Origin of the sequence: Staphylococcus sp. GDY8P57P (genome assembly GCF_017892585.1) — a bacterium.
Taxonomy (GTDB): domain Bacteria; phylum Bacillota; class Bacilli; order Staphylococcales; family Staphylococcaceae; genus Staphylococcus; species Staphylococcus borealis.
In genome coordinates, this window is sequence record NZ_JAESLK010000007.1 from 166,078 (window position 1) to 186,390 (window position 20,313).

General features: G+C 35.8%; 20 protein-coding genes, 1 tRNA gene and 1 pseudogene. 4 read left to right on the forward strand and 18 right to left on the reverse strand.

Translation table 11 applies throughout. From position 1 onward, the window contains the following. Window positions 1-48: 48 nt before the first annotated feature. A complete protein-coding gene (locus tag KA878_RS03570) occupies window positions 49-912 on the reverse strand; it encodes a trypsin-like serine peptidase (RefSeq protein WP_193838705.1) in 864 nt (287 codons plus the stop codon). A 237-nt stretch (window positions 913-1,149) separates the two neighbouring features. On the opposite strand from KA878_RS03570, the gene KA878_RS03575 reads away from it, so the two are divergent. Next, window positions 1,150-1,239 (forward strand) — tRNA-OTHER (locus KA878_RS03575). A gap of 359 nt (window positions 1,240-1,598) precedes the next feature. Next, window positions 1,599-3,808: pseudogene (gene lip / locus KA878_RS03580) on the forward strand (YSIRK-targeted triacylglycerol lipase). Window positions 3,809-4,048: 240 nt separating this feature from the next. Here lip and KA878_RS03585 read toward each other — a convergent pair. From KA878_RS03585 to KA878_RS03600, 4 genes are all read right to left on the reverse strand, one after another. Further along, window positions 4,049-4,339: a hypothetical protein gene (locus KA878_RS03585; protein ID WP_193838704.1), complete on the reverse strand. Its 291-nt coding sequence runs from the start codon at window positions 4,337-4,339 to the stop codon at window positions 4,049-4,051. 250 nt (window positions 4,340-4,589) lie between these two features. Beyond that, entirely contained in the window at window positions 4,590-5,126 is a 537-nt protein-coding gene (locus KA878_RS03590) for a VOC family protein (protein ID WP_193838703.1), read from the reverse strand. Window positions 5,127-5,164: 38 nt separating this feature from the next. After that, window positions 5,165-5,830 (reverse strand): MBL fold metallo-hydrolase, encoded by a 666-nt coding sequence (locus KA878_RS03595; protein ID WP_193838702.1) that lies wholly within the window; start codon window positions 5,828-5,830, stop codon window positions 5,165-5,167. Window positions 5,831-6,055: 225 nt separating this feature from the next. Then, window positions 6,056-6,679: a nitroreductase family protein gene (locus KA878_RS03600; protein ID WP_193838701.1), complete on the reverse strand. Its 624-nt coding sequence runs from the start codon at window positions 6,677-6,679 to the stop codon at window positions 6,056-6,058. A 364-nt stretch (window positions 6,680-7,043) separates the two neighbouring features. Here KA878_RS03600 and KA878_RS03605 point away from each other — a divergent pair, with 364 nt between their 5' ends. Further along, window positions 7,044-8,453, forward strand: coding sequence for an amino acid permease (locus KA878_RS03605; protein ID WP_193838700.1), 1,410 nt, complete (start codon window positions 7,044-7,046; stop codon window positions 8,451-8,453). An 84-nt stretch (window positions 8,454-8,537) separates the two neighbouring features. Here the strand turns inward: KA878_RS03605 and KA878_RS03610 are convergent, their stop codons facing one another. From KA878_RS03610 to KA878_RS03640, 7 genes are all read right to left on the reverse strand, one after another. Continuing rightward, window positions 8,538-9,200 carry an ABC transporter ATP-binding protein gene (locus tag KA878_RS03610; RefSeq protein ID WP_075109084.1) on the reverse strand — a complete coding sequence of 221 codons (663 nt, stop codon included), beginning with the start codon at window positions 9,198-9,200 and terminating at the stop codon, window positions 8,538-8,540. Window positions 9,201-9,212: 12 nt separating this feature from the next. Then, the gene (locus KA878_RS03615) at window positions 9,213-10,262 is read right to left on the reverse strand and encodes an ABC transporter permease (RefSeq protein ID WP_107629358.1); all 1,050 of its coding nucleotides are present in this window, start codon (window positions 10,260-10,262) and stop codon (window positions 9,213-9,215) included. A gap of 85 nt (window positions 10,263-10,347) precedes the next feature. After that, complete coding sequence (locus tag KA878_RS03620) at window positions 10,348-10,872, reverse strand: dihydrofolate reductase family protein (protein WP_193838699.1); 525 nt, start codon at window positions 10,870-10,872, stop codon at window positions 10,348-10,350. Window positions 10,873-11,132: 260 nt separating this feature from the next. Next, window positions 11,133-11,891 (reverse strand): SDR family NAD(P)-dependent oxidoreductase, encoded by a 759-nt coding sequence (locus tag KA878_RS03625; protein ID WP_193838698.1) that lies wholly within the window; start codon window positions 11,889-11,891, stop codon window positions 11,133-11,135. 147 nt (window positions 11,892-12,038) lie between these two features. Continuing rightward, complete coding sequence (locus KA878_RS03630; RefSeq protein ID WP_193838697.1) at window positions 12,039-12,461, reverse strand: lipocalin-like domain-containing protein; 423 nt, start codon at window positions 12,459-12,461, stop codon at window positions 12,039-12,041. 40 nt (window positions 12,462-12,501) lie between these two features. Beyond that, window positions 12,502-13,257 (reverse strand): 3-hydroxybutyrate dehydrogenase, encoded by a 756-nt coding sequence (locus KA878_RS03635; RefSeq protein ID WP_053030166.1) that lies wholly within the window; start codon window positions 13,255-13,257, stop codon window positions 12,502-12,504. Between the two features lie 39 nt (window positions 13,258-13,296). Beyond that, on the reverse strand, window positions 13,297-14,613 hold the full coding sequence (locus KA878_RS03640; RefSeq protein WP_193838696.1) for a GntP family permease: 1,317 nt from the start codon (window positions 14,611-14,613) through the stop codon (window positions 13,297-13,299). Window positions 14,614-14,787: 174 nt separating this feature from the next. On the opposite strand from KA878_RS03640, the gene KA878_RS03645 reads away from it, so the two are divergent. Then, a complete protein-coding gene (locus KA878_RS03645; RefSeq protein ID WP_193838695.1) occupies window positions 14,788-15,702 on the forward strand; it encodes a LysR family transcriptional regulator in 915 nt (304 codons plus the stop codon). Window positions 15,703-15,840: 138 nt separating this feature from the next. Here KA878_RS03645 and KA878_RS03650 read toward each other — a convergent pair whose 3' ends face one another. The 6 genes from KA878_RS03650 to KA878_RS03675 all read right to left on the reverse strand — a co-directional run bounded on the left by KA878_RS03650 (window position 15,841) and on the right by KA878_RS03675 (window position 20,197). Continuing rightward, window positions 15,841-16,479, reverse strand: a complete 639-nt coding sequence (locus KA878_RS03650; protein ID WP_193838694.1) for an NAD(P)-dependent oxidoreductase — start codon at window positions 16,477-16,479, stop codon at window positions 15,841-15,843. Between the two features lie 137 nt (window positions 16,480-16,616). After that, a complete protein-coding gene (locus tag KA878_RS03655; RefSeq protein WP_193838693.1) occupies window positions 16,617-17,045 on the reverse strand; it encodes an Rrf2 family transcriptional regulator in 429 nt (142 codons plus the stop codon). A gap of 157 nt (window positions 17,046-17,202) precedes the next feature. After that, the gene (locus KA878_RS03660; protein ID WP_053030171.1) at window positions 17,203-18,219 is read right to left on the reverse strand and encodes a hemolysin family protein; all 1,017 of its coding nucleotides are present in this window, start codon (window positions 18,217-18,219) and stop codon (window positions 17,203-17,205) included. Between the two features lie 161 nt (window positions 18,220-18,380). Further along, the gene (locus KA878_RS03665) at window positions 18,381-18,812 is read right to left on the reverse strand and encodes a 6-pyruvoyl trahydropterin synthase family protein (protein ID WP_193838692.1); all 432 of its coding nucleotides are present in this window, start codon (window positions 18,810-18,812) and stop codon (window positions 18,381-18,383) included. Between the two features lie 56 nt (window positions 18,813-18,868). Next, window positions 18,869-19,669, reverse strand: coding sequence for a patatin-like phospholipase family protein (locus tag KA878_RS03670; protein ID WP_312883898.1), 801 nt, complete (start codon window positions 19,667-19,669; stop codon window positions 18,869-18,871). Window positions 19,670-19,738: 69 nt separating this feature from the next. Then, the gene (locus KA878_RS03675; RefSeq protein ID WP_193838691.1) at window positions 19,739-20,197 is read right to left on the reverse strand and encodes a MarR family winged helix-turn-helix transcriptional regulator; all 459 of its coding nucleotides are present in this window, start codon (window positions 20,195-20,197) and stop codon (window positions 19,739-19,741) included. Window positions 20,198-20,313 lie beyond the last annotated feature (116 nt).

The window sequence follows — 20,313 nt, forward strand, 5'->3', positions numbered from 1 at the left end:
TTGTAAGATAAATTGCAAAACGCTTGTCATTCCATTTATTCAATCAACTTACTTAATATGCTGACGGACAAATTTACCAGCGTACCCTTTAAATGACTCTCCGCCAGCCATTTCTTGCTTACCATACAAATCAGTCGCGGTACCACCTAAATTATGGCCATACGTTCTCATACCGTACATTGTATTATATTTACTATTTAACATCGGTGAACCAGACGCACCTGATCTAAAAAAGTCTTTCGTTTGAATTTCGGTGCCATTAGGAGAAAATTGTGTAACACGTAATTTACTGTAATATGGTTTCGTGTTGTCTCCGTTTATTTTTGAGTAACCTAAAGAATATAATGGTGTATTAAATTTCAATTTTTTAATTTCTGAATCTGTTGCAATACGTATCGGTTTAGCATACTTCGACATATTTTCTTTTGTATGGACGATGGCAATATCATACTGCGGTACTTTAATCACTTCACTCGCATGAAAAGCATACGGGATAGATTTACCATTACGATTCAATTGAAAGGTAATATATTTTGGTGCTGCAGCTTTACCAAAGCGATCATCAATCACATGTGCATTTGTAATAAAGGTATGCGCACCAATGACCGTACCTGTACCCATTGAGTCCTGACCTTTATAGTATGGGTTTTTAACCTTCCAACCGTTTAGATTCGACACACGACCAATAGATTTTAAATTACTTTTAGATGCATTTGGATAATATTGGTTAGAAATTGAACTTTTTGCAATTTTTTTAGCTTTTAAATACCCTGAATACTCACCTGCATGCGTGCCATCATAGTAATAATTACCAACAGCCTGCGCTTCTTCATGATGTCCAGCATAACCAAACATCGATGCTCCAATCACTACACTAGCAATAAACGTTTTACCAACTTTTGTTTTCCACATCGTCTTCTCCTCAATACCTTTCTTAAATAAAGTAACGATTTTACGACATACATCGCTCAATATCATCATTTTTCAATATAATTATATAATATGAGACGGACAATATACGTCTTTAGATATATAAATTATTAAGATTTTATACTTATTTTCAAATTTAATAAGAAATATAAAATATTTTTTTGTTTACAAAATAAATTTTTACATGTAAACTATACAACATATCACATAGATAGTTATGGAGGGGTACTCAAGCCTGGCTAAAGAGGCCAATCATTTATGGTTGGTAGGAGCTTTTTGCTCGCGTTGGTTCAAATCCTTCCCTCTCCGCTACTTTGAGACTGAAACGATGATCGTTTCAGTCTTTTTTTTATGGTTTACGTCTCAGACGCTACAATTATATATTGGCATGAGTTGACAATTATCTGCGCGCAAGGTTACTATTTGTTTAAATTACTTTGAAAGAGATACGTTTCTCCACTTGAACTGTCCTTATCAATACATATTTTTTTATCTAGTTCTGCAAACGCTTTCTCTTTTCAAAAGAAAGGAAGGTCATTATGGAAGAAATTAAGGCGATATTTAGCAAATTGTTTGAATTCTTACCACGTGTAATTATTAATTTATTTATCTAACATGGATTCACTGATTTACATTTTCAAAAATTAAATAAAATAGAGGTGCTGTTTATGAAAACAAGAGAGAACCGATTTAGTATTCGTAAATTAAGCGTAGGTGCGTCATCAATTGTAGTAGCGACTTTGCTATTCATGGGAGGTGGCTCAGCACAGGCAGCCGAGAAACAACAGGAAGTGGGAACTCCTGATACGGCGTCAGCACAATCTATTGGGGATAATGACACACCAGAGGCTCAAAAGGGACAAGTTCAATCCGTTGAACAAGCAAAGCACGATGTGTCTCAAATTAAAAATGAAAATAAAAATCAAACAAGCTTACATAATGAACTTCATCAAACGGATGCATCTAAGGATCATGTTTCTTCCAAAGAGACGCATCAACCTTCTACTGAAGAATCTGAGAAGTCAGATTCAAATACAGACAATCAACATACAGAAGTGACATCAACTTCTCAACAAACACATTCAACTGAAACACCAACTTCTAAAACAACTACAAACGAAGTCACATCAACAGAACACACAGCATCATCAGAGCAAGATGAACCATCTTTACAATCATCTGAACCATCATCGAAGACGAATGATTCAACTAAGAAAGTGACACCACATACTGAATCACAAGCTAACCAAACATCTGAAACTAAACAAGAGGACTTAAATCAACCACATTCAAATACTGTTAAATCTAAGGATACAAGTGTGTCTTCAAATGACGTACATTCGAGCAAAAGTGCAGCAACTGAACAACAACAGTCAACGCAATCCACTCAATCCAAAGACGACAATCAACAAGCGTCATCACAACTAAAAGATAACCATCAAAGCGAGGCACTTAAAGCAACCACACCGTCACAGCAACAAACGATAACTAAAAAAGAAGCAACGACAACTCAAGCATCACAAGATCTCAACACAGAAAAGGACGATCATGCTAACATTTCTATTGATGCACAAACTAACCCTTTCAATAACGACAACCCTTCTAAGCAAGATAAAGATGCACAATCAGGGTTAAATACACTTAAAAATAATTCAGTCGCAACAACTAATACGCAATCTAAATCTCAAGTGGCACAAAAGATCAAACCAATAAAGTTGCGAAACAAGCTCAGTATAAAAACCAAGATCCTATTATTTTAGTTCATGGCTTTAGTGGTTTTACTGATGATATAAACCCATCCGTATTAGCACATTATTGGGGCGGCGATAAATTAAACATTCGCCAAGATTTAGAAGAAAACGGTTATGAATCTTATGAAGCAAGTATTAGTGCGTTTGGTAGTAACTACGATCGTGCCGTTGAACTTTATTACTATATTAAAGGTGGAACGGTTGATTATGGGGCTGCACACGCTGCTAAATATGGTCATGAGCGTTACGGCAAAACATACGAAGGTGTCTATAAAGATTGGCAACCAGGCCAAAAAGTACATCTAGTCGGACATAGTATGGGTGGTCAGACCATTCGTCAATTAGAGGCATTATTAAGAAATGGTAATCCAGAAGAACAGGAATACCAACGTGTTCATGGTGGTGACATTTCACCATTATACCAAGGTCAACACGACAATATGATTTCTTCTATAACGACGCTTGGTACGCCGCATAACGGTACACATGCATCAGATTTATTAGGTAACGAGGCGCTTATTCGTCAAATTGTCTTTGACGCAGGAAAAGTACTTGGCAATAAAGATTCACGTGTAGACTTCGGTCTGTCTCAGTGGGGTCTAAAACAACAACCGAATGAATCTTATATCGACTACGCCAAACGAGTTAAAGATTCTAAATTATGGCATACAAAAGACAATGGCTTTTATGATTTAACACGTGAAGGCGCGACAAACCTTAATCGCCAAACATCTTTAAATCCAAATATTGTATATAAAACATACACTGGTGAATCAACACATGCATCATTATTCGGACGTCAAAAATCAGATTTAAATTTATATTTCCCGTTCACCCTTACTGCTAATGTGATCGTCAAAGTAGCTGAAAAGGAATGGCGAGAAAATGATGGCTTAGTGTCTGTTATTTCGTCACAACATCCATTTAATCAAGCCTTTACTCAAGCTACAGATACGAATCAAAAAGGCGTTTGGCAAGTCACTCCAACGAAACACGATTGGGACCATGTCGATTTTGTAGGTCAAGATAGTTCTGATACGAAGCGTACTAGAGACGAACTACAACAATTTTGGCATAGTTTAGCCGATGATTTAGTTCAAAGTGAGTCGCTAACACGTGAGGCTTAACACATATTTCAATCTAACCGAAGGGAGGTCCTCTCATGTCTGGTACTGTGCTTCAATTAATAGGTTCTTTATTTAATATTTTGAAAGTCTTATTTTCATAAATAAATGACAAATCAAATAAGCACCACTTATCTTAAAAAGCATTTGCTTCTTAACATAGGTGGTGCTTATCATTTGTCGTTGATTGCCATTGTACTTGAAAGGTCTCATGTGCATCATGATTACGTTAACCACGACTGACTATTTTGCCCGCGCATTCATAGATTGTACGTTACTGGAGGCATTACCTGCAGTGGAGACGGTTACTTTATCGATCGCGTCATTTGATTGATCAACCTTGTGCTGCAATTCACTATTTAGACCTAGCAAATTATTCGCTTGCGTTTCATCGCTATTCAACTCTTCCAAGCCATTGACAATCTCAGTCGCTAATACTTCACATGCATCGTCACTTTCAACATATACTTTTTCTTTTACAATACTTTCAATTGCTTCGATTAATTCTGATTTTTGAATTTGAATATCAATCATGACTATTACTCCCTTAAATTTTTGTTGACATATCAAAAAAATTATGTCTTTAAATTTATACCCTTTTTAAGCATAGATATTCAAAATAGTATCTATCAAACAACCCGAACTCCCCTATAACATCTAGCTCATTAAGCCCCTTGAAAGGCTTGATAAAGGCATTATACCTTAATTCAAAAGGAGAAAATACTTAAATTTTTAAATATGACAAATGTGTCATATTAATGAATATTGATATATTTTTCACTAATCAATCGTCTAACTTTTTCGGCACAAAAACGGCTGCTTCGCTATCATCTGGATAGTAAAATCCATTCGGCACGGTTTGTAATTCGATTAAGCTTCCCCATGGACTTTTCACATAAACGGTACGGTTACCTTCCGTATCTTCATATTTTGTATTCGCATGAGGCTCAGATATTGGCTGTCCACCAGCACGCGTTAACTGTTTAACAGCTTCATCAAAATGTTCTGCCTCGATATAAAATGAAATATGCGTAAAACCAATATCCTGTAATGATTGCGCTTGACCTTGATGCGCATCTTTAAATTCAAACATTTCGATATTCGGTCCATTGCCAAAGACCATCATACGTTTATGAATAATGGCGGCCCCTTTTTCTAAGCCAAGTATGCGTTCAACCGTTTCTCCACCACGTGGCGCGTCGTTCTTTCGTTGACTATCATAGGCAATCTTGCCATTAAGGCCCTCCTTGAAAAAGGCTGTCGCCGCTTCGATATCAGGTACAGTCAGTCCAATATGATTAATGCCTCTATTGATATTCATATGCTATCACCCCGTTTAATAAGCTATTCATATTATGTTTACGTATTTTCACCACGACGTATACGGTCAATTATCTTTTGCACTCTATTTTGTTTATCCTCTTCATTCTCAACATAATAAATTGCATCTTCACCCTCAATCGCAACCCAAGGTACAATCGCATCAAACGCTAAATCACGAATCATTTCCAAGCTTTTAATCGATGCGTCTCGATTACTTGAACGCAATATCACAGTACGCCATTCGCCACCTTCTACACATAAAAAATCACCAGTAAACAGAAAACGATGTTCACCATTATTCCATAGAAACATGGTTGTACCAGGCGTATGTCCAGGTGTAGGAATGACTTCCAAATCATTTGCAATTGTTTCACGTTGTTCGAATTGCCCATCAATGGCCACTGTATGACGTATAGCGGCTACATCATCTCGATGAATCCAAAACGGTACATCAATCTGAGGGTGTCCACCTAGAGATTCATGCTCATGATTCATTAAAACGCGCGTCGCACCACCTAATAATTGAATATCTGAATCTGCCTCATTTAACCCAGGAGAGTGATATATGATGATATTGCCTGCTGATCGCTCTAATACAAATGATTTGATACGGTAACGTTTATCAAACGGTAAGGCTGCCTTTGTAGTTTCATATAACCCTTTTTCTATGTGTGTTAATGTCTCGAATTGTTTATTTTCCATGTGGATCACCCTTTGTGAAATTCTGTATCTTTAGCTATACCCTTTTTCTATATATTGAATATGACCATTGATGTTCACGGTCTTTATTTTAATTAAAAAGGACGAAACAGCATTCATCATGAATTTACTGTTCCGCCCCACCATGTGGATGACTGTAGCCAAAACTCGTTATCGACAGCGGTCAATGGCGTTCGCTACTGTGTCTTGTAAGATATGTTTAACGTATTATTTATAGTCGATGACACGATCAACTGGCATTCTGAATGATGTATGTGCCTCTTTAGCCTTCTTACCGATGGCAACAATCATGACAGGTACATAACGTTCTAAATCATAGCCAAATGCTTTTCCGATTTCTTCATGTTCAAAGCCACCAATTGGATTTGTATCGTAACCGTGTTGTTTTGCTACTAACATTAATTGCATAGCGGCTAAACTACTATCTACTTTCACAATATCATTCATTGATTGGCGTGTGCGATTTTTATAATTCTCTAAGACGATTGGCAACATTTGTTCTTTAACTTCTTGTGGCATGTGCCCATTAAGCACCGCTTGTTCATAAATATATTCGCCTTCTTCATAGCAATGTAAATCGCCGAATATAACAATCATTGCTGATGATGTGTCATTTTGATTCGTATTGAATTGAATCAATGGACGCAATTTCGCTTTCGCTTCGTCACTTTCAACCACAACAAAACGCCAAGGTTGCATGTTTACTGAAGATGGTGCTTTGGTTGCTTTTGCAATCATCTCATTCATTTCCTCATGCGGAATTTTATAGTCTGGGTCGAAACCTTTAACTGATCTACGACCTTCTAATATTTCATTAAAGTCATTAAGCATGATTTAGCCTACTTTCTATTCATTTTCTCTAGTTATAATTTAAATGCAAATAGCATCTATGTACAATAATATGTTTTCTGTTGTTACTATACTTTAGACTCACGTCAGTCTTCCTTAGTAACGAAAGCGCCAATGAAATCACTGATTTGATGTATCACACTGATTTCAATCCACGTATCTGCGCTTGTTAAAATAGCCCGAACATTTGAGTATCAATTGATTAAAAAATAATAAATAGGGTATCATTAATCTTAACAAAAAAATTAATTACATAATTTAATACAATTATTTAACTAATTATTAAGGGTATCTATAGTCAGTCATAACCTTAAGTCATGTATATACTCATGAAAGGACGAACATTATGGCAGATAAATTACAAAGGGAGTTAAGCAATAGGCATATACAACTGATTGCAATTGGTGGTGCGATTGGTACTGGTTTATTCTTAGGTGCCGGTGCATCCATTCATTTAGCAGGTCCATCGATTTTACTTACATACATTATCGTTGGTTTCGTATTATTTATGTTTATGCGTGCAATGGGAGAAATCTTATTATCTAATTTAGGATTTAAATCATTTGGGGATATCGCGCATCATCACATCGGCCCAATGGCAGGGTTCATGGTTGGTTGGACATATTGGCTCACTTGGATTATTTCAGGTATGGCTGAAGTAACAGCTGTCGCGAAATATGTTGAGTTTTGGTATCCAGCAATTCCGAACTGGTTAACTGTCGCATTTACAATTCTTGTACTTGTTGGCATGAACTTATTCAGCGCCAAACTATTTGGTGAACTAGAATTCTGGTTATCACTAATTAAAGTAATAACAATTATTGCGTTAATTGTTGTAGGTATTGTGATGGTTGTCTTTGCAATGAAGACTGACTACGGTACAGCAAGTGTATCGAACATTTGGCGTTATGGTGGATTCTTCCCTAACGGCATCTCTGGTTTCTTAATGGCCTTCCAAATGGCAATCTTCTCATTTATTGGTATTGAGTTAATCGGTATCACTGCAGGAGAAACTAAGAATCCATATAAAACAATCCCTCAAGCAATTAACAATGTACCTTTCCGTATATTAATATTCTATATCGGTTCATTAGCAGTTATTATGTCAGTTGTACCTTGGACTAAATTAGATCCTGCAGAAAGTCCATATGTTAAATTATTTGGTTTAGTTGGTATTCCATTTGCAGCGGGAATTATTAACTTTGTTGTATTAACAGCTGCCGCTTCATCATGTAATAGTGGTATTTTCGCTAATAGCCGTACGTTATTCGGTTTAGCCGGCAGAAAACAAGGACCGCCATTCTTACATAAAACGAATAAACATGGTGTCCCATATTACGCTATCTTATTAACGTGTGGTTTATTAAGTATTGCGATTATCTTAAACGCTATATTTAAAGACGCTACGAAAGTATTCGTTCAAATCACAACGTTCTCAACAGTACTTAATATTATGATTTGGACTTGTATTATGATTGCTTATCTAGGTTTCGTGAAAAGAAACCCAGAATTACACAATGAGAGTTCATTTAAAATGCCAGGTGGCAAATATATGGCGTATGCGATTCTTGTCTTCTTCGCATTTATCTTTATTGTTTTACTGATCAATAGTAGTACACGTTATGCTGTACTCTTTGCACCAGTTTGGGGAATTGTACTGGTAATTATGTATCAAAAATATAAAAAAGAATCTGAAAAAGCGACCATCGCGATGGAAGATGAAACTGATTTAGAGAGAGAATTACAAGATAAATAGATGTTGATTAAAGTTATCTCAACCTATTATAAACACCCTCCAAGTAGGAGCACTTAAAGCCTACTCGGAGGGTGTTTCATTTATTTATTTTTCTTTTAGACGTCCGTCTTCCATATGAAAGACTTTATCACAGAATTTAGTTAAACGTTCGTCATGAGTAACGATGATACACGTTTTATGACGTTGTTTAGATTGTTCTTTTAAGATTTCCATAACTGCCATTGCATTTTCCGTATCAAGTGATGCAGTTGGCTCATCGGCTAAAATAATTGATGGTTGCGTATAAATCGCCTTAGCTATGGCGACACGTTGTTTTTGTCCTCCTGACACCTCAGAAGGTAATTTATTTTCAATTTCTTTTAAGCCTAAATCATTCAACAACTTATCGTATTCTTCTGTACTTAAGACATCTTTTTTATAACTTTTCAATAAATGGAATTGTTGCTTGATTGTTAAGAATGGGACTAAATTGGTCGCTTGTAGAATAAAACCAATTTCCTTCATTCTCATTTTAGCTAATTGTTTCTGACTCATTTGCGAAATTTTCTTATCATTGATATAAATTTCACCCGATGTTGGTGTTTGTAACGCACCAGCCATTGTTAAAAACGTACTCTTACCAGAACCGGAAGGGCCGACAATGGCTATCAGTTCACCTTTTTCAAAAGATAACGATGTTGGTTTAACTGCTTCAATGATATGATTCCCATCTTGAAATTCTTTTGTTACTTCATCAAATTTTAACATAGTGGCACCTCCTTATCCGATTGCTTTGAGTGGATCGATTTTGCGAATAGATAGTACTGAGAATAAGCTACCAACAAGTGACGTTAATATTAAGACGATACCAAAGATAATGAGTGTACCAATATTAAATTGGACAGGTACCGCTTCAGGTAAGACTAGACTTGTCAGTAATGTGAGTATTAAACCAATTAGCGTTCCGATTAAGGCTAATATAAAGGTTTGTGCTAATACCATCTTCATTAAGAAGCCATTTGTAAATCCTTGTGCCTTTAACACACCGAATAAATTCTTTTTCTGTAGTGTAATCACGTATAAGAATACGCCGATGACTGTAGCAGAAATAACAAATAAGAATGTAATCATGAAGTTCATTGTTAAGTTTTGTGGTTTATAGCCTGGTAGGTTTTCTACAAAGTCATCGATACCTATAACCTCTAAATCACTATCAACCTTTTTATCTTTCCAATTACTATCTTTGACGACTACAGCATTGGTTTTATCTGATGATAATGCTGGATTGATTTTTTCCATCGTTTTATTATTCGCAAAAATAACTGGAGAAGCGTTATATTTAGCACTTTCTGATACCCCTACGATATGTAATTTCTCATCAGATTGAGATAACTTGATCGTATCACCAATATTGAACCCCTTATCTTTCAATGATTGATCAATGACGACATCATTATCTTTATCAAATGTTTTGCCTTCCTCAATCTTTGGAATCAAAAATGAATTTGACGTTACACCAAAGAGTAGCGCATTCTCTTCACTATCCCCATTTGATGCTATAACGCCCATTTGTTTCAAAGGCGCCTCTTCTTTAAATTTGCCTTCAACGTCTGATGTTTTTATGACTGATTGTTGCACAGTTTGGTTAGCATCTTTATTTAAGACAATCGCATCTGCCTTCCACTTCTTGATGCCTTCTGTATTCATATTAATTAAACCACTCGCTAGGCCGGATAATAAAAAGAGTAAGTAACTAATTAATACAAGAATACCTATAATTAATCCAAATTTCAGCTTATTCCGTTTAATTTCGTTCCATGCAAGAAACATATCGTTCCCCTCCTTTATGCATATTATTAACAAGTATAGCAATACTTATAATAAGAATTACAATAAATTGATTTAAATTTTTTTATTATTTGTAATTAATGTCATAATTTAATTCTACAAATTGGTTATATTGCGTCACATCACGCAACGTTAAATAAACGTTATCCTTAATATCATTGAACAAACTGATACCTTGACCTAATAAGTTAGGTGCTAGCGTTAAGCGCATTGATGTTAGAATATTTAAATTCACTAACTCAGAAATTAAGGCTCCGCCACCTACAATCCAAACCAGTGCGTCATTATTAAATTGCGTAAACAATTGTTTTAGGTCTCCACTATAAAATTCAATATCCCAGTCTATCGTAACGTGTTGCGTACTAATTACGATGACGCGTTTACCTTCATATGGATTTGTCTTAACGCCATTATCGAGTAACCACCTAAATGTATTCCCACCCATGATCACAACATCGACACTGTCATAAAATTGAGCATAACCATTATCCCCTTCGCCTTCGACCTCTTCTAGAAATTGAACACTTTCATATTGATCCGCTATATAACCATCGACAGATACACCTAAATAGGCACAAATATTTGCTGACATCGTTATCCACTCACTTTTCTCTATAATATAGTTTGAACCTAACTATACCGATAATGGCTTATAATATAAAGACAAAGGCAAAAGGAGTGAGACAGAATTTTCTTAAATTCGTCGTCCCACTCCTGCAAGGATGACTAGAACTGAGAAAAGCTTGATAAAAGCGCCTTCTTAGTTCAGTCAGCTACTGCAAATTTGCAAAGTAGCATTATTATATTTTTATGTCCTAGACTCATTACAACTAAATCTTATAAATATGAGTACTAATGTGCTGTTTGACCACCGTCAACAAGGTAAACTTGTGCTGTCATGAATTTTGCTGAATCAGATGATAAGAATAATACGATGTCAGCAATATCATCAGGTTGTGCTGCTTTTGCCATTGGTACACCTGAAATCATTTGTTGCCATTTTTCATCATCATCTTTCCAATCTTTCGTCATTTCTGTTTCAGTTAAGCCAGGTGCAACAGCATTGATACGTACGCCATCTGTTGCATGGTCAAAACCTGCTGATTTTGTCATTCCGACAACTGCATGTTTTGCAGCAATGTAAGGTCCCATTTGAGGGTCAGCAATTAATCCGGCAACTGATGCAGTATTAACAATTGTGCCGCCACCACTTTTAAGCATGCTTTCTAATTCATATTTCATTGATAAGAATACGCCTTTGACGTCAACATTCATCACTTTATCGAATGTTTCAGGGTCAAGATCAGCGAATTTTTTCGGTTGATTTAAAATACCTGCATTATTAAATGCGTGATCCAAACTACCAAATTCATCAAGTGCTTTTTGCATCAATGCGCGTACCTGTTCTGGATCAGAAACGTCTGTTTTCACGAATACTGCATGACCACCATTATCATTGATGTCTTGTGCTGTTTGTTGCGCACGTTCATCGACATCTCCGATAACGATGTTAGCTTTCTCTTGAGCAAATTTTAATGCTGTAGCTTTCCCAATTCCTGATGCTGCGCCTGTGATAACAACTGTTTTCCCTTCGAACTCATTGTATCTCATATTTAACATCTCCCTTTGATTTATCTCTGTATACGATGTGCAAAGAACCATTATTGAAAGCTATGCATCACATTGACTCACGCATATCGCTTTCACAACATGTCTACCTTTAAAATGCACGCTTTAATCATTTCGTGAAAAGTATTTTTATTGCACACGTTGCCAAACTAATTTTTGGTTAGGCACATTGCCGTTTACAATGCTAAGTGTATCGCCTTCTAATTCAAATAAACGTGGTTGTGTATCGCCTAACCAAGTTGGATTCATACTCACTTCCATTGTGTGGTACACTGTTGAATTTTCTTCGTCTAATTCAAAACGACCTGAATATGCAACGTAACCATGTGCTGCTTCAGCCATTTCATCTTGTGTACCTGTGTGTAAGTCACCTGATTCATAAGCTTGACGTCCTTGTTGCATTAATTGTGCTGACATATAACCATCTGGATTATACATAATGAATCCTGTTGCATCTTTACCTAGTGGAAAGAAGATGTTGCCATCTTTATCTTCATCTTGATATCTAACTAATTTCCAAGTTCCGATTAATTGTTCTTTAAGTTCTGCCATTTTAAATACATCCTTTCTTAATTTTTTTAATAATTGATGATTATGCGTTTGAACCGCCAGATACACTGATTGTTTCACCAGTAATCGCTGTAGCACCTTCAGAAGCTAAGAATACAACTGTTGCTGCAATCTCTGAAGGTTCTAATAAACGGTTCATAGGCATTTTACCTGTAATATATTTTTCCATTGCTTCTTGTTCTGTTGAACCATCTTGTTTTGCAAGGTGTGCTAATTGGTTCTCAATTAATGACGTACGCACAGGTCCAGGCAACACAGCATTTGCTGTAATACCGTCTTTAACTGTTTCAAGCGCAACTGTTTTAGTGAAACCAATTTGTGCAAATTTAGAAGCAACATAAGCTGATTTAAATGGATCCGCCATTTCACCGTGTGCTGATGAAATTGTTACAATACGTCCACTTTGTTGTTGTTTCATTGAAGGTAACACGTGTTTAGTCATTAAGAATGTACCTGTTTGGATAACACCAATGACTTTGTTCCATTGATCTAATGGGAAATCTTCAACTTTATCGATGTGCTGAATACCTGCATTATTAACTAATACATCAACCGCACCATATTGATTATTCACGTCTTTAATTGCTTGTGACACTTCATCTTCGTTTGTAATATCTACTTTGTATGCAACGCCATTGTTTAATTCATTCGCTGCTTTGTCTGCCGCTTCTTGGTTCATATCAAAGATGAACACACGATCCTGTTCTTTATCAAATGCTTGCGCAATTGCAAATCCTATTCCTTGTGCTGAACCTGTTACGATTACATTTCTTGTCATAATGAATTACCTCCTATAAGTGTTTGGTGCTGCCTTTTCCTAAAAAATAATGACGCCTAATAATATGACGATCAGCGCTAAAAGGTTGGCACCGGTATTTGTAATGAATAAATATTTAAAGCCGTTTTTATGTGTTAAACCAGTAATTGCAAAGAATGTTAATACAACGCCTGTGTGAGGCATTACTGTAAATATTGATGATGACATCGCTGCAACTCTGTGAATCACTTCAGGATCAATGCCCATATCAACATAGTGTTGACCAAATGCTTGTAACACAATGCCGAGTGAACCTGATGCTGAACCTGTAATCACACCAAATAGTGCTGATGCAACAGCTAAACTAATTAATGGATTACCCGGAATATTTAATATTAATGAGCGAATCGTTTCGAATCCTGGTGCTAATGTAATAACCGTACCGAATGCAATTGCTGAGCCGGTAAGGAACATTGGCATTAATGAATTAGATGCACCTTCATTGAGCACTTGTCTTTTAACTGGAATGTATTTAAAGAATAGAAGTGCTGAAAGTATAATCGCTGTCGTTAAACTGATCAGTATAATATTGGAAATACCCATTGCACTACCAACGATATTCATCACAATAAGCACGACAATTGGTAATATACTTAATAGAAAATGCGGTGTCTGTTCCTTCTTGTCAAATTGCATATCCTTGATATTATAGTCTGCAAAAGATTCACCTTTTGCGATACTTTTATTTAACGCATGTTTCATATACCAAAGACCAAATACAATTGCGACAATCGCTCCTACAATACCTAATATCGGTGCTGCTGTTAACGTTGTGCCTAAATACTTAGTTGGTACAACATTCTGTACTGAAGGTGTACCGGGTAGCATAGTCATGGTAAATGTACCCAAACCAAGCATAACTGGAATACCGATTAAGTTCCAAGCTAAGTCCATCTCTTTGAAAAGTGGTTTCGCTAATGGAATTAATACAAATACAACGACGTAAAGACTAATACCACCATATGTTAAGATTGCTGTAATAATGAATATGGCAACTAAAATAGCATATGGACTATTCGTTCCTGTTTTTGACACAATCTTTTCAGCGATAGATTGTGCTGCGCCACTGTCGTCCATAAATTTTGCTAATAATGAACCAAGTATAAAAACGCCAAAGAAGCTAACGATAAAATCTGCTAACCCAGTCATATATGACGCTTTCGTACCAATTAATGAGTCGAAAAATGGTAAATTATTCGTCAAAATGACTATAATAGATGCCAAAGGACCTATAACTAAAATAGAATAGTTCTTGTCTGACATATATATAATGAAAAGAATTGCTAATACAATCCCTATCGTTCCAATCATGTCCATCATGTCACCCCCAAAGGTATGAAATTAACAATACGCATTCTGGAAAATGTGTCTGTTTTATGTCTAAATCTATTATCTGACCTTATAGCCTAAATGTAAAAGACGTATTTAACTATCAAATGCATAACTAAAAAGTTATAGCCATATATAGCACGATGAAAGGCGGTCATCTACATGACTTATAAAAATAAAATTCAATATTTAGAAGCTATTCAACGTTATGGCAGTATTTCACATGCAGCGAAACATCTTTATATATCTCAACCCTATTTAAGTCGTTATATTAAAGAAGTTGAGAATGACTTAGGCGTTACTTTGATTAATCGCGACAGTAATCCTTTAGAACTCACTTATTCAGCTGAACGATTTCTAGATTATTTACACGACATTGAGGATATCGACACGCAAATGCGCGATGAGTTACAGACGATTTCTAATTTGAAAAAGGGACGCATCCGTATAGGTGTAAATCTAATTTTAGCTACACATACGCTTTATAGTATCTTGCCAAAGTTTATCGAGCATTATCCTGGCGTCGAGATTGAATTGGTAGAAGAAGTGGCACATCGAATCGAACAAATTGTTTCCGATCAGAAAGTGGATATCGGTGTAACGATTTTACCGTTGTACACTGAGGATTTATCTTATGATATTTTGTATACCGAAAATGTCTATTTAGCGTTACCGCCTGGGCATGACCTTATCGACCAAGCAAAAGCCCATGCAGATGATGGTAAATTCCCATTTCATTTATTGCATAATGAAAAATTCATCTTACTAAAGCCTGAAATGACGTTACGTCAATTAACCAATCAAATCTTAAACGATTATCATGTCGTACCTGACGTAATGATGGAAACGGTGAGTGTAGAGAACGCGCTTCGTCTCGTAAATGAAGGTATTGCTATCACATTTGTCCCTAAAAGCGTTAAAGATATGACATCTGATCGTTTTAATGGTGCGTTTGTCCAGTTGAACCCGCATCATTATTACAATCAAGTCGTGTTAGCATATAAAGAAAATGATAAAAAACGATTATCCAGAGCAGCTAAGACCTTTATCCAAATGGCGAAATCCGGAATGAAATAAGATATACATTAAAAACAATCGTATTAGCCATAGAAAACGGGCGTGGAACAATGAATCATAAAGCATTCTGTTCCACGCCCTTTGTATATTTATACTCAGACAATATATCCACTAGTCTTAAATGGCTCGTTTAATCAATTATGCTTGTTCGCCAACAACAGTAAAACGTTCATTAATGTGGGCTGCATTTTCAGCTTCATCTACAATCGCAATCGCATAATCTGCATAGCTAATGTAACTATTACCTTGACTATTCACTAATAATTGATCTTTACCTGATGTATATGATCCTGTGCGTTTACCTTCCGCATCAAATTCTGCAGATGGACTTACAAATGTCCAAGTGATACCTTCTGCATCCTTAAGGTCTTGAAGGTTGCGTCCTTGACCTTTAGCTGTCGGTTTAACAACATCTGGAAAATCTGGTGTATCAACGACACGAGTTGTTTGTGCCTCATCCACAAATAGACTTCCCGCACCTCCAACAATAATCGCTCTTGTATCTACATCTTTTAATAATGCAATTAACGCACGTCCTGCTTCAACATGGGCTTCTTCCTCGCCGAGTGGTGCGCCAAACGCATTAACAACGACATCAAGATCTTTAATATCCTCTGTTGTTAAATTAAAAATATCTTTTTCAATCACTTTGACATCTGAGTGATTTAATTTCGCCGCATTTCTGACGATGGCCGTCACTTCATGACCACGACGTGTTGCTTCTTGTAATACTTTAGTTCCTACTTTACCTGTTGCTCCGATAATGCCAATTTTCATTATTTATTCCTCCACTTATTTGTATTTATAGTGATTTCAATGGTGATATGCGTCAATTAGGTCGTTATAGTGAATTGGTATTGTTGCTTTTGTCTTGTAACCATTTTAGTTACAAGTTGGATATAACGGATGACGATTTATCCGTTTTGTTGCAAGATACCTGAAACGATATCCTCCATCGTAACATTTGCCAAGACACCTTCCATCGCATCTTGTGCGCGTAAGAGAATGATTTCAAGTACGCTTTGAATATTAGCACCTACAACACAATTCATATTCGTGTCTTCATGCATTTGGAATAATTCGCCTTCTTCTACTACTTCCACCGCTTGATATACATCAAGTAATGTAATGTCCGTTAAAGGTTTCAACAATTGAATACCGCCACTACCTTGCTGTGTTTCAATTAAGTTCGCTTGTTTTAATTTACTAACTAACCTTCTAATGACGACAGCATTTGTATTCACACTGCTGGCAATCCAAGAAGACGTTAATGGTTGCGACTGTTCTAGTTTGACTAACGCTAAAATGTGCACAGCCACAGTAAAACGACTACTAATTTTCAATCTTCTCACCTCATGTAACCATTATAGTTACAAGTTGAGTTAAATGTCAATTTTTTAAATCGATTCATAAAAAAAAAGCCCTATCATTCAGACTTTCAAATCTCAATGATAGGGTCAATATAAGCAATTACATTAATTATATAAGACTATGTTCACATTAATTATATTCATCTTCAATATCGCCTACGATTTCTTCCAGAATATTCTCTAAAGTAATGATTCCTTTGAAATCAGCATCGTCATAAACTGCGGCAATATGAACTTTTTTCTTCTTCATTATTTCCAAGATATGCTTCAATGGCGTATCCGGTTTAATATTGATAATTGGATTAACAAATGTCTCTAGCTTAGATGGCTGATCCACGTTAAATAGTGATTTGGAATGGATAAAACCAACGATTTGATCATCTTTAACAGCTGGATATCTCGTAAACGCATCTACTTTAATTTGTTGAATCGCATCATCAAAATGCGTATTTAAATTGAGTGTTTTAACATGTGCTTGATCGATCATAATATCTTTTGCGACTAAATTATCGAATTTAAATGCTTGATTGATATGGTGTAATTCACTGTCATTAATTTCGCCACCTTCATGGCTATCTTGAATTAATTGTTTCAATTCTTCTTCAGAGTGGAATACTTCACTTTCTTTAGCTGGTTTCATGTTGAACATTTTCAAGATTAATCGTGCTGCACCATTTAATATCCAAATAAATGGATACATTATTTTATAGAAAAAGATAATCGGCTTTGCAAAGAGTAATGTAATATACTCTGCTTTTTGAATCGCAATGGTCTTAGGCGCCATCTCACCTACAACTACGTGTAAAAATGTCGCGATGACAAATGCACCACCAATTGTAAATGGATGTATCCACGCTTCAGGGATACCGATACTACTGAATAACGGATGTAGAATAAATTCAAATGTTGATTCCCCAACCATACCAATACCTAGTGCAGTAATGGTAATACCTAATTGACAGGCAGCTAAATATTCATCAAGATGATCGACAACTTTTTTAGCAGCGATTGCTTTCTTCTCTCCTGCATTAGACAATTGCGCAATTCTTGTTTCTCTGACTTTCACGATAGCAAACTCTGTTGCAACGAAAAAAGCCGTTAGGACTAATAATAATATAAAAGTAATAAGACTAAATGTGGTCCCCAAATATGTTCCTCCAAAATAAAAAATTGTAGACTTTCTACTATACTAATTATATCAATGTTTTATATATAATCAAAATATTTAAATTTTAAATACTAATATAAATAGCACTTAATTGAAAATACATCCTTGAGAACCATACTTTTATAGTGTTCAATTGTATATTACGGCTTCATTGTTGTACGATTTAGACTCACCCCATGGCGGTCAGTCTCAAATAATTGTAATTCATACATATCATTTTGTTCTGGAAGATGTTGTTCAAATTCATCCCAAATCCACATCGCAATATTTTCAGCAGTCGTGTTCATATCCGGTAACGTCTCATTGATGAGTTGATGATTTAATTTTGGTTCAATCACTTTGCTATAAATCGCATCTATTTCATTAAAATCTAATCCCAAACCATAATCTCCAATTGGCGAAAGTACGTTTACATACAAGCGATATGAATGATTATGTAAATCTCGATAGATCGTTTCACTAAAATAAATTCGATTATCACAGACGAAATCATATTGTTGCTTTAATATGGTTTGTCCTTCTTTATATTTAAACTGCTTTGGTGGTCGAACATGATCGAAACGGTTAGACATGTTTGCGTTCCCCCTTTTATATCTATTTTCTTCATTGCTTTGGAAGCCAATCAGGCTTATTCATTCCAGAAGCTTCGTATCATCTCTACATCTTCAAGGGCCTGTGCTTCCCCCGCTTTAAAAATGTCAGGTCTAATAGCTGGATTAACAGTATTGCCACCGAGTTCATTTAATTTATCGAACACTGCTTTACTTGGTGTAATTAATTTAACTTCTGAACCACTTTCTTCGAGTGCTTTCATCGCATCTTCAAGTTTGTATGGTGTTGATACAGGAAGATTTGTCGCAAAGATAAGTACTTTTTTAGCACCTTTAGCTAAATCGGCATTCTCCATAGAATGACAACCACCATCAAAATGTTTCTCACCATTAATTGTTGTTGCCGGCCACACACCAGGTAATGAACCACTTGAGGCCATTGCTCTATGCAAGTCGACTTGACTATCTGAAGTTAAAGCAACACGCGCTGCTTTATTCGCATTTACTGCCGTAATCATCAGATTTTCAGGCCAATTGGATACTTTAATTCTATTTTGTAATCGATTAATATGGACGCTTTCATTAAATTTGTGATCCTCTAATGCATAGACACTATAATTTTCAATCCATTCTTTTGGTGTGTTTGCACTATTTTTTATTTGAGCATATCTGGCAAAAATATCAGACATGTCGTCTACTGGTGGCGCTTCATTGGCTTTTGGCGCAATTTGTTGTTCATAAATCTCGTCCCAACTCTGTTCAGATGTTAAACTCGTACCAGCTTGAGCACCTCCAGAGGTACCAATGACTAAATCTGCGTGTCTCACATCGATATTTGCTTTAGAAAGGACTGAAAGATATCCTAATTCCCAACCTATCGCAAGTGATCATACAATTGCATGTTCCATATTGTCTTTATTAATCATGATATATACTCCTTGATTCATTTAATTTTTATAATATTTGTCTGCATTTAGCGACATTTTCTTTAAGACATCGAAAGCGATTGCTTTCTCTTGAGCATCAATACCCTCGGAAATCATTAATTCCCATTTACTTAAAATGTCCCAAATTATTTCTTTAAATGCCATTGCTTTAGGCGTAAGAAATAAATTATACGCTCTTTTATCGTCTTGATTACGCGCTCTTGTAATATAACCCTTTTCTTCCAAATACTTAATTGCTCGATTCACACTTGCTTTATCTACACCGATGTCTTCAACAATGGTTTCTTGTCTTATACCATTCTCAATATAGAGTGCAACTAAACACATCACCTGGATATAGTTCATTCCGTATGGCTTTAACTGCTCTGTAATATAAATATTGCCTCGTCTATATATTTTCGATGATAATTTTCCAATAAATTTAATATCACGATACTCAAATTCTTTATCGTTTCGCATTGCCTCACCTCACATAGTTGACCTATCAACTATTTAACTGTATAACGTATTGGTTGACTTGTCAACTAAATAGATAATGCACACTTGTTTCATTTTAAAAAACATACTAAGATTAG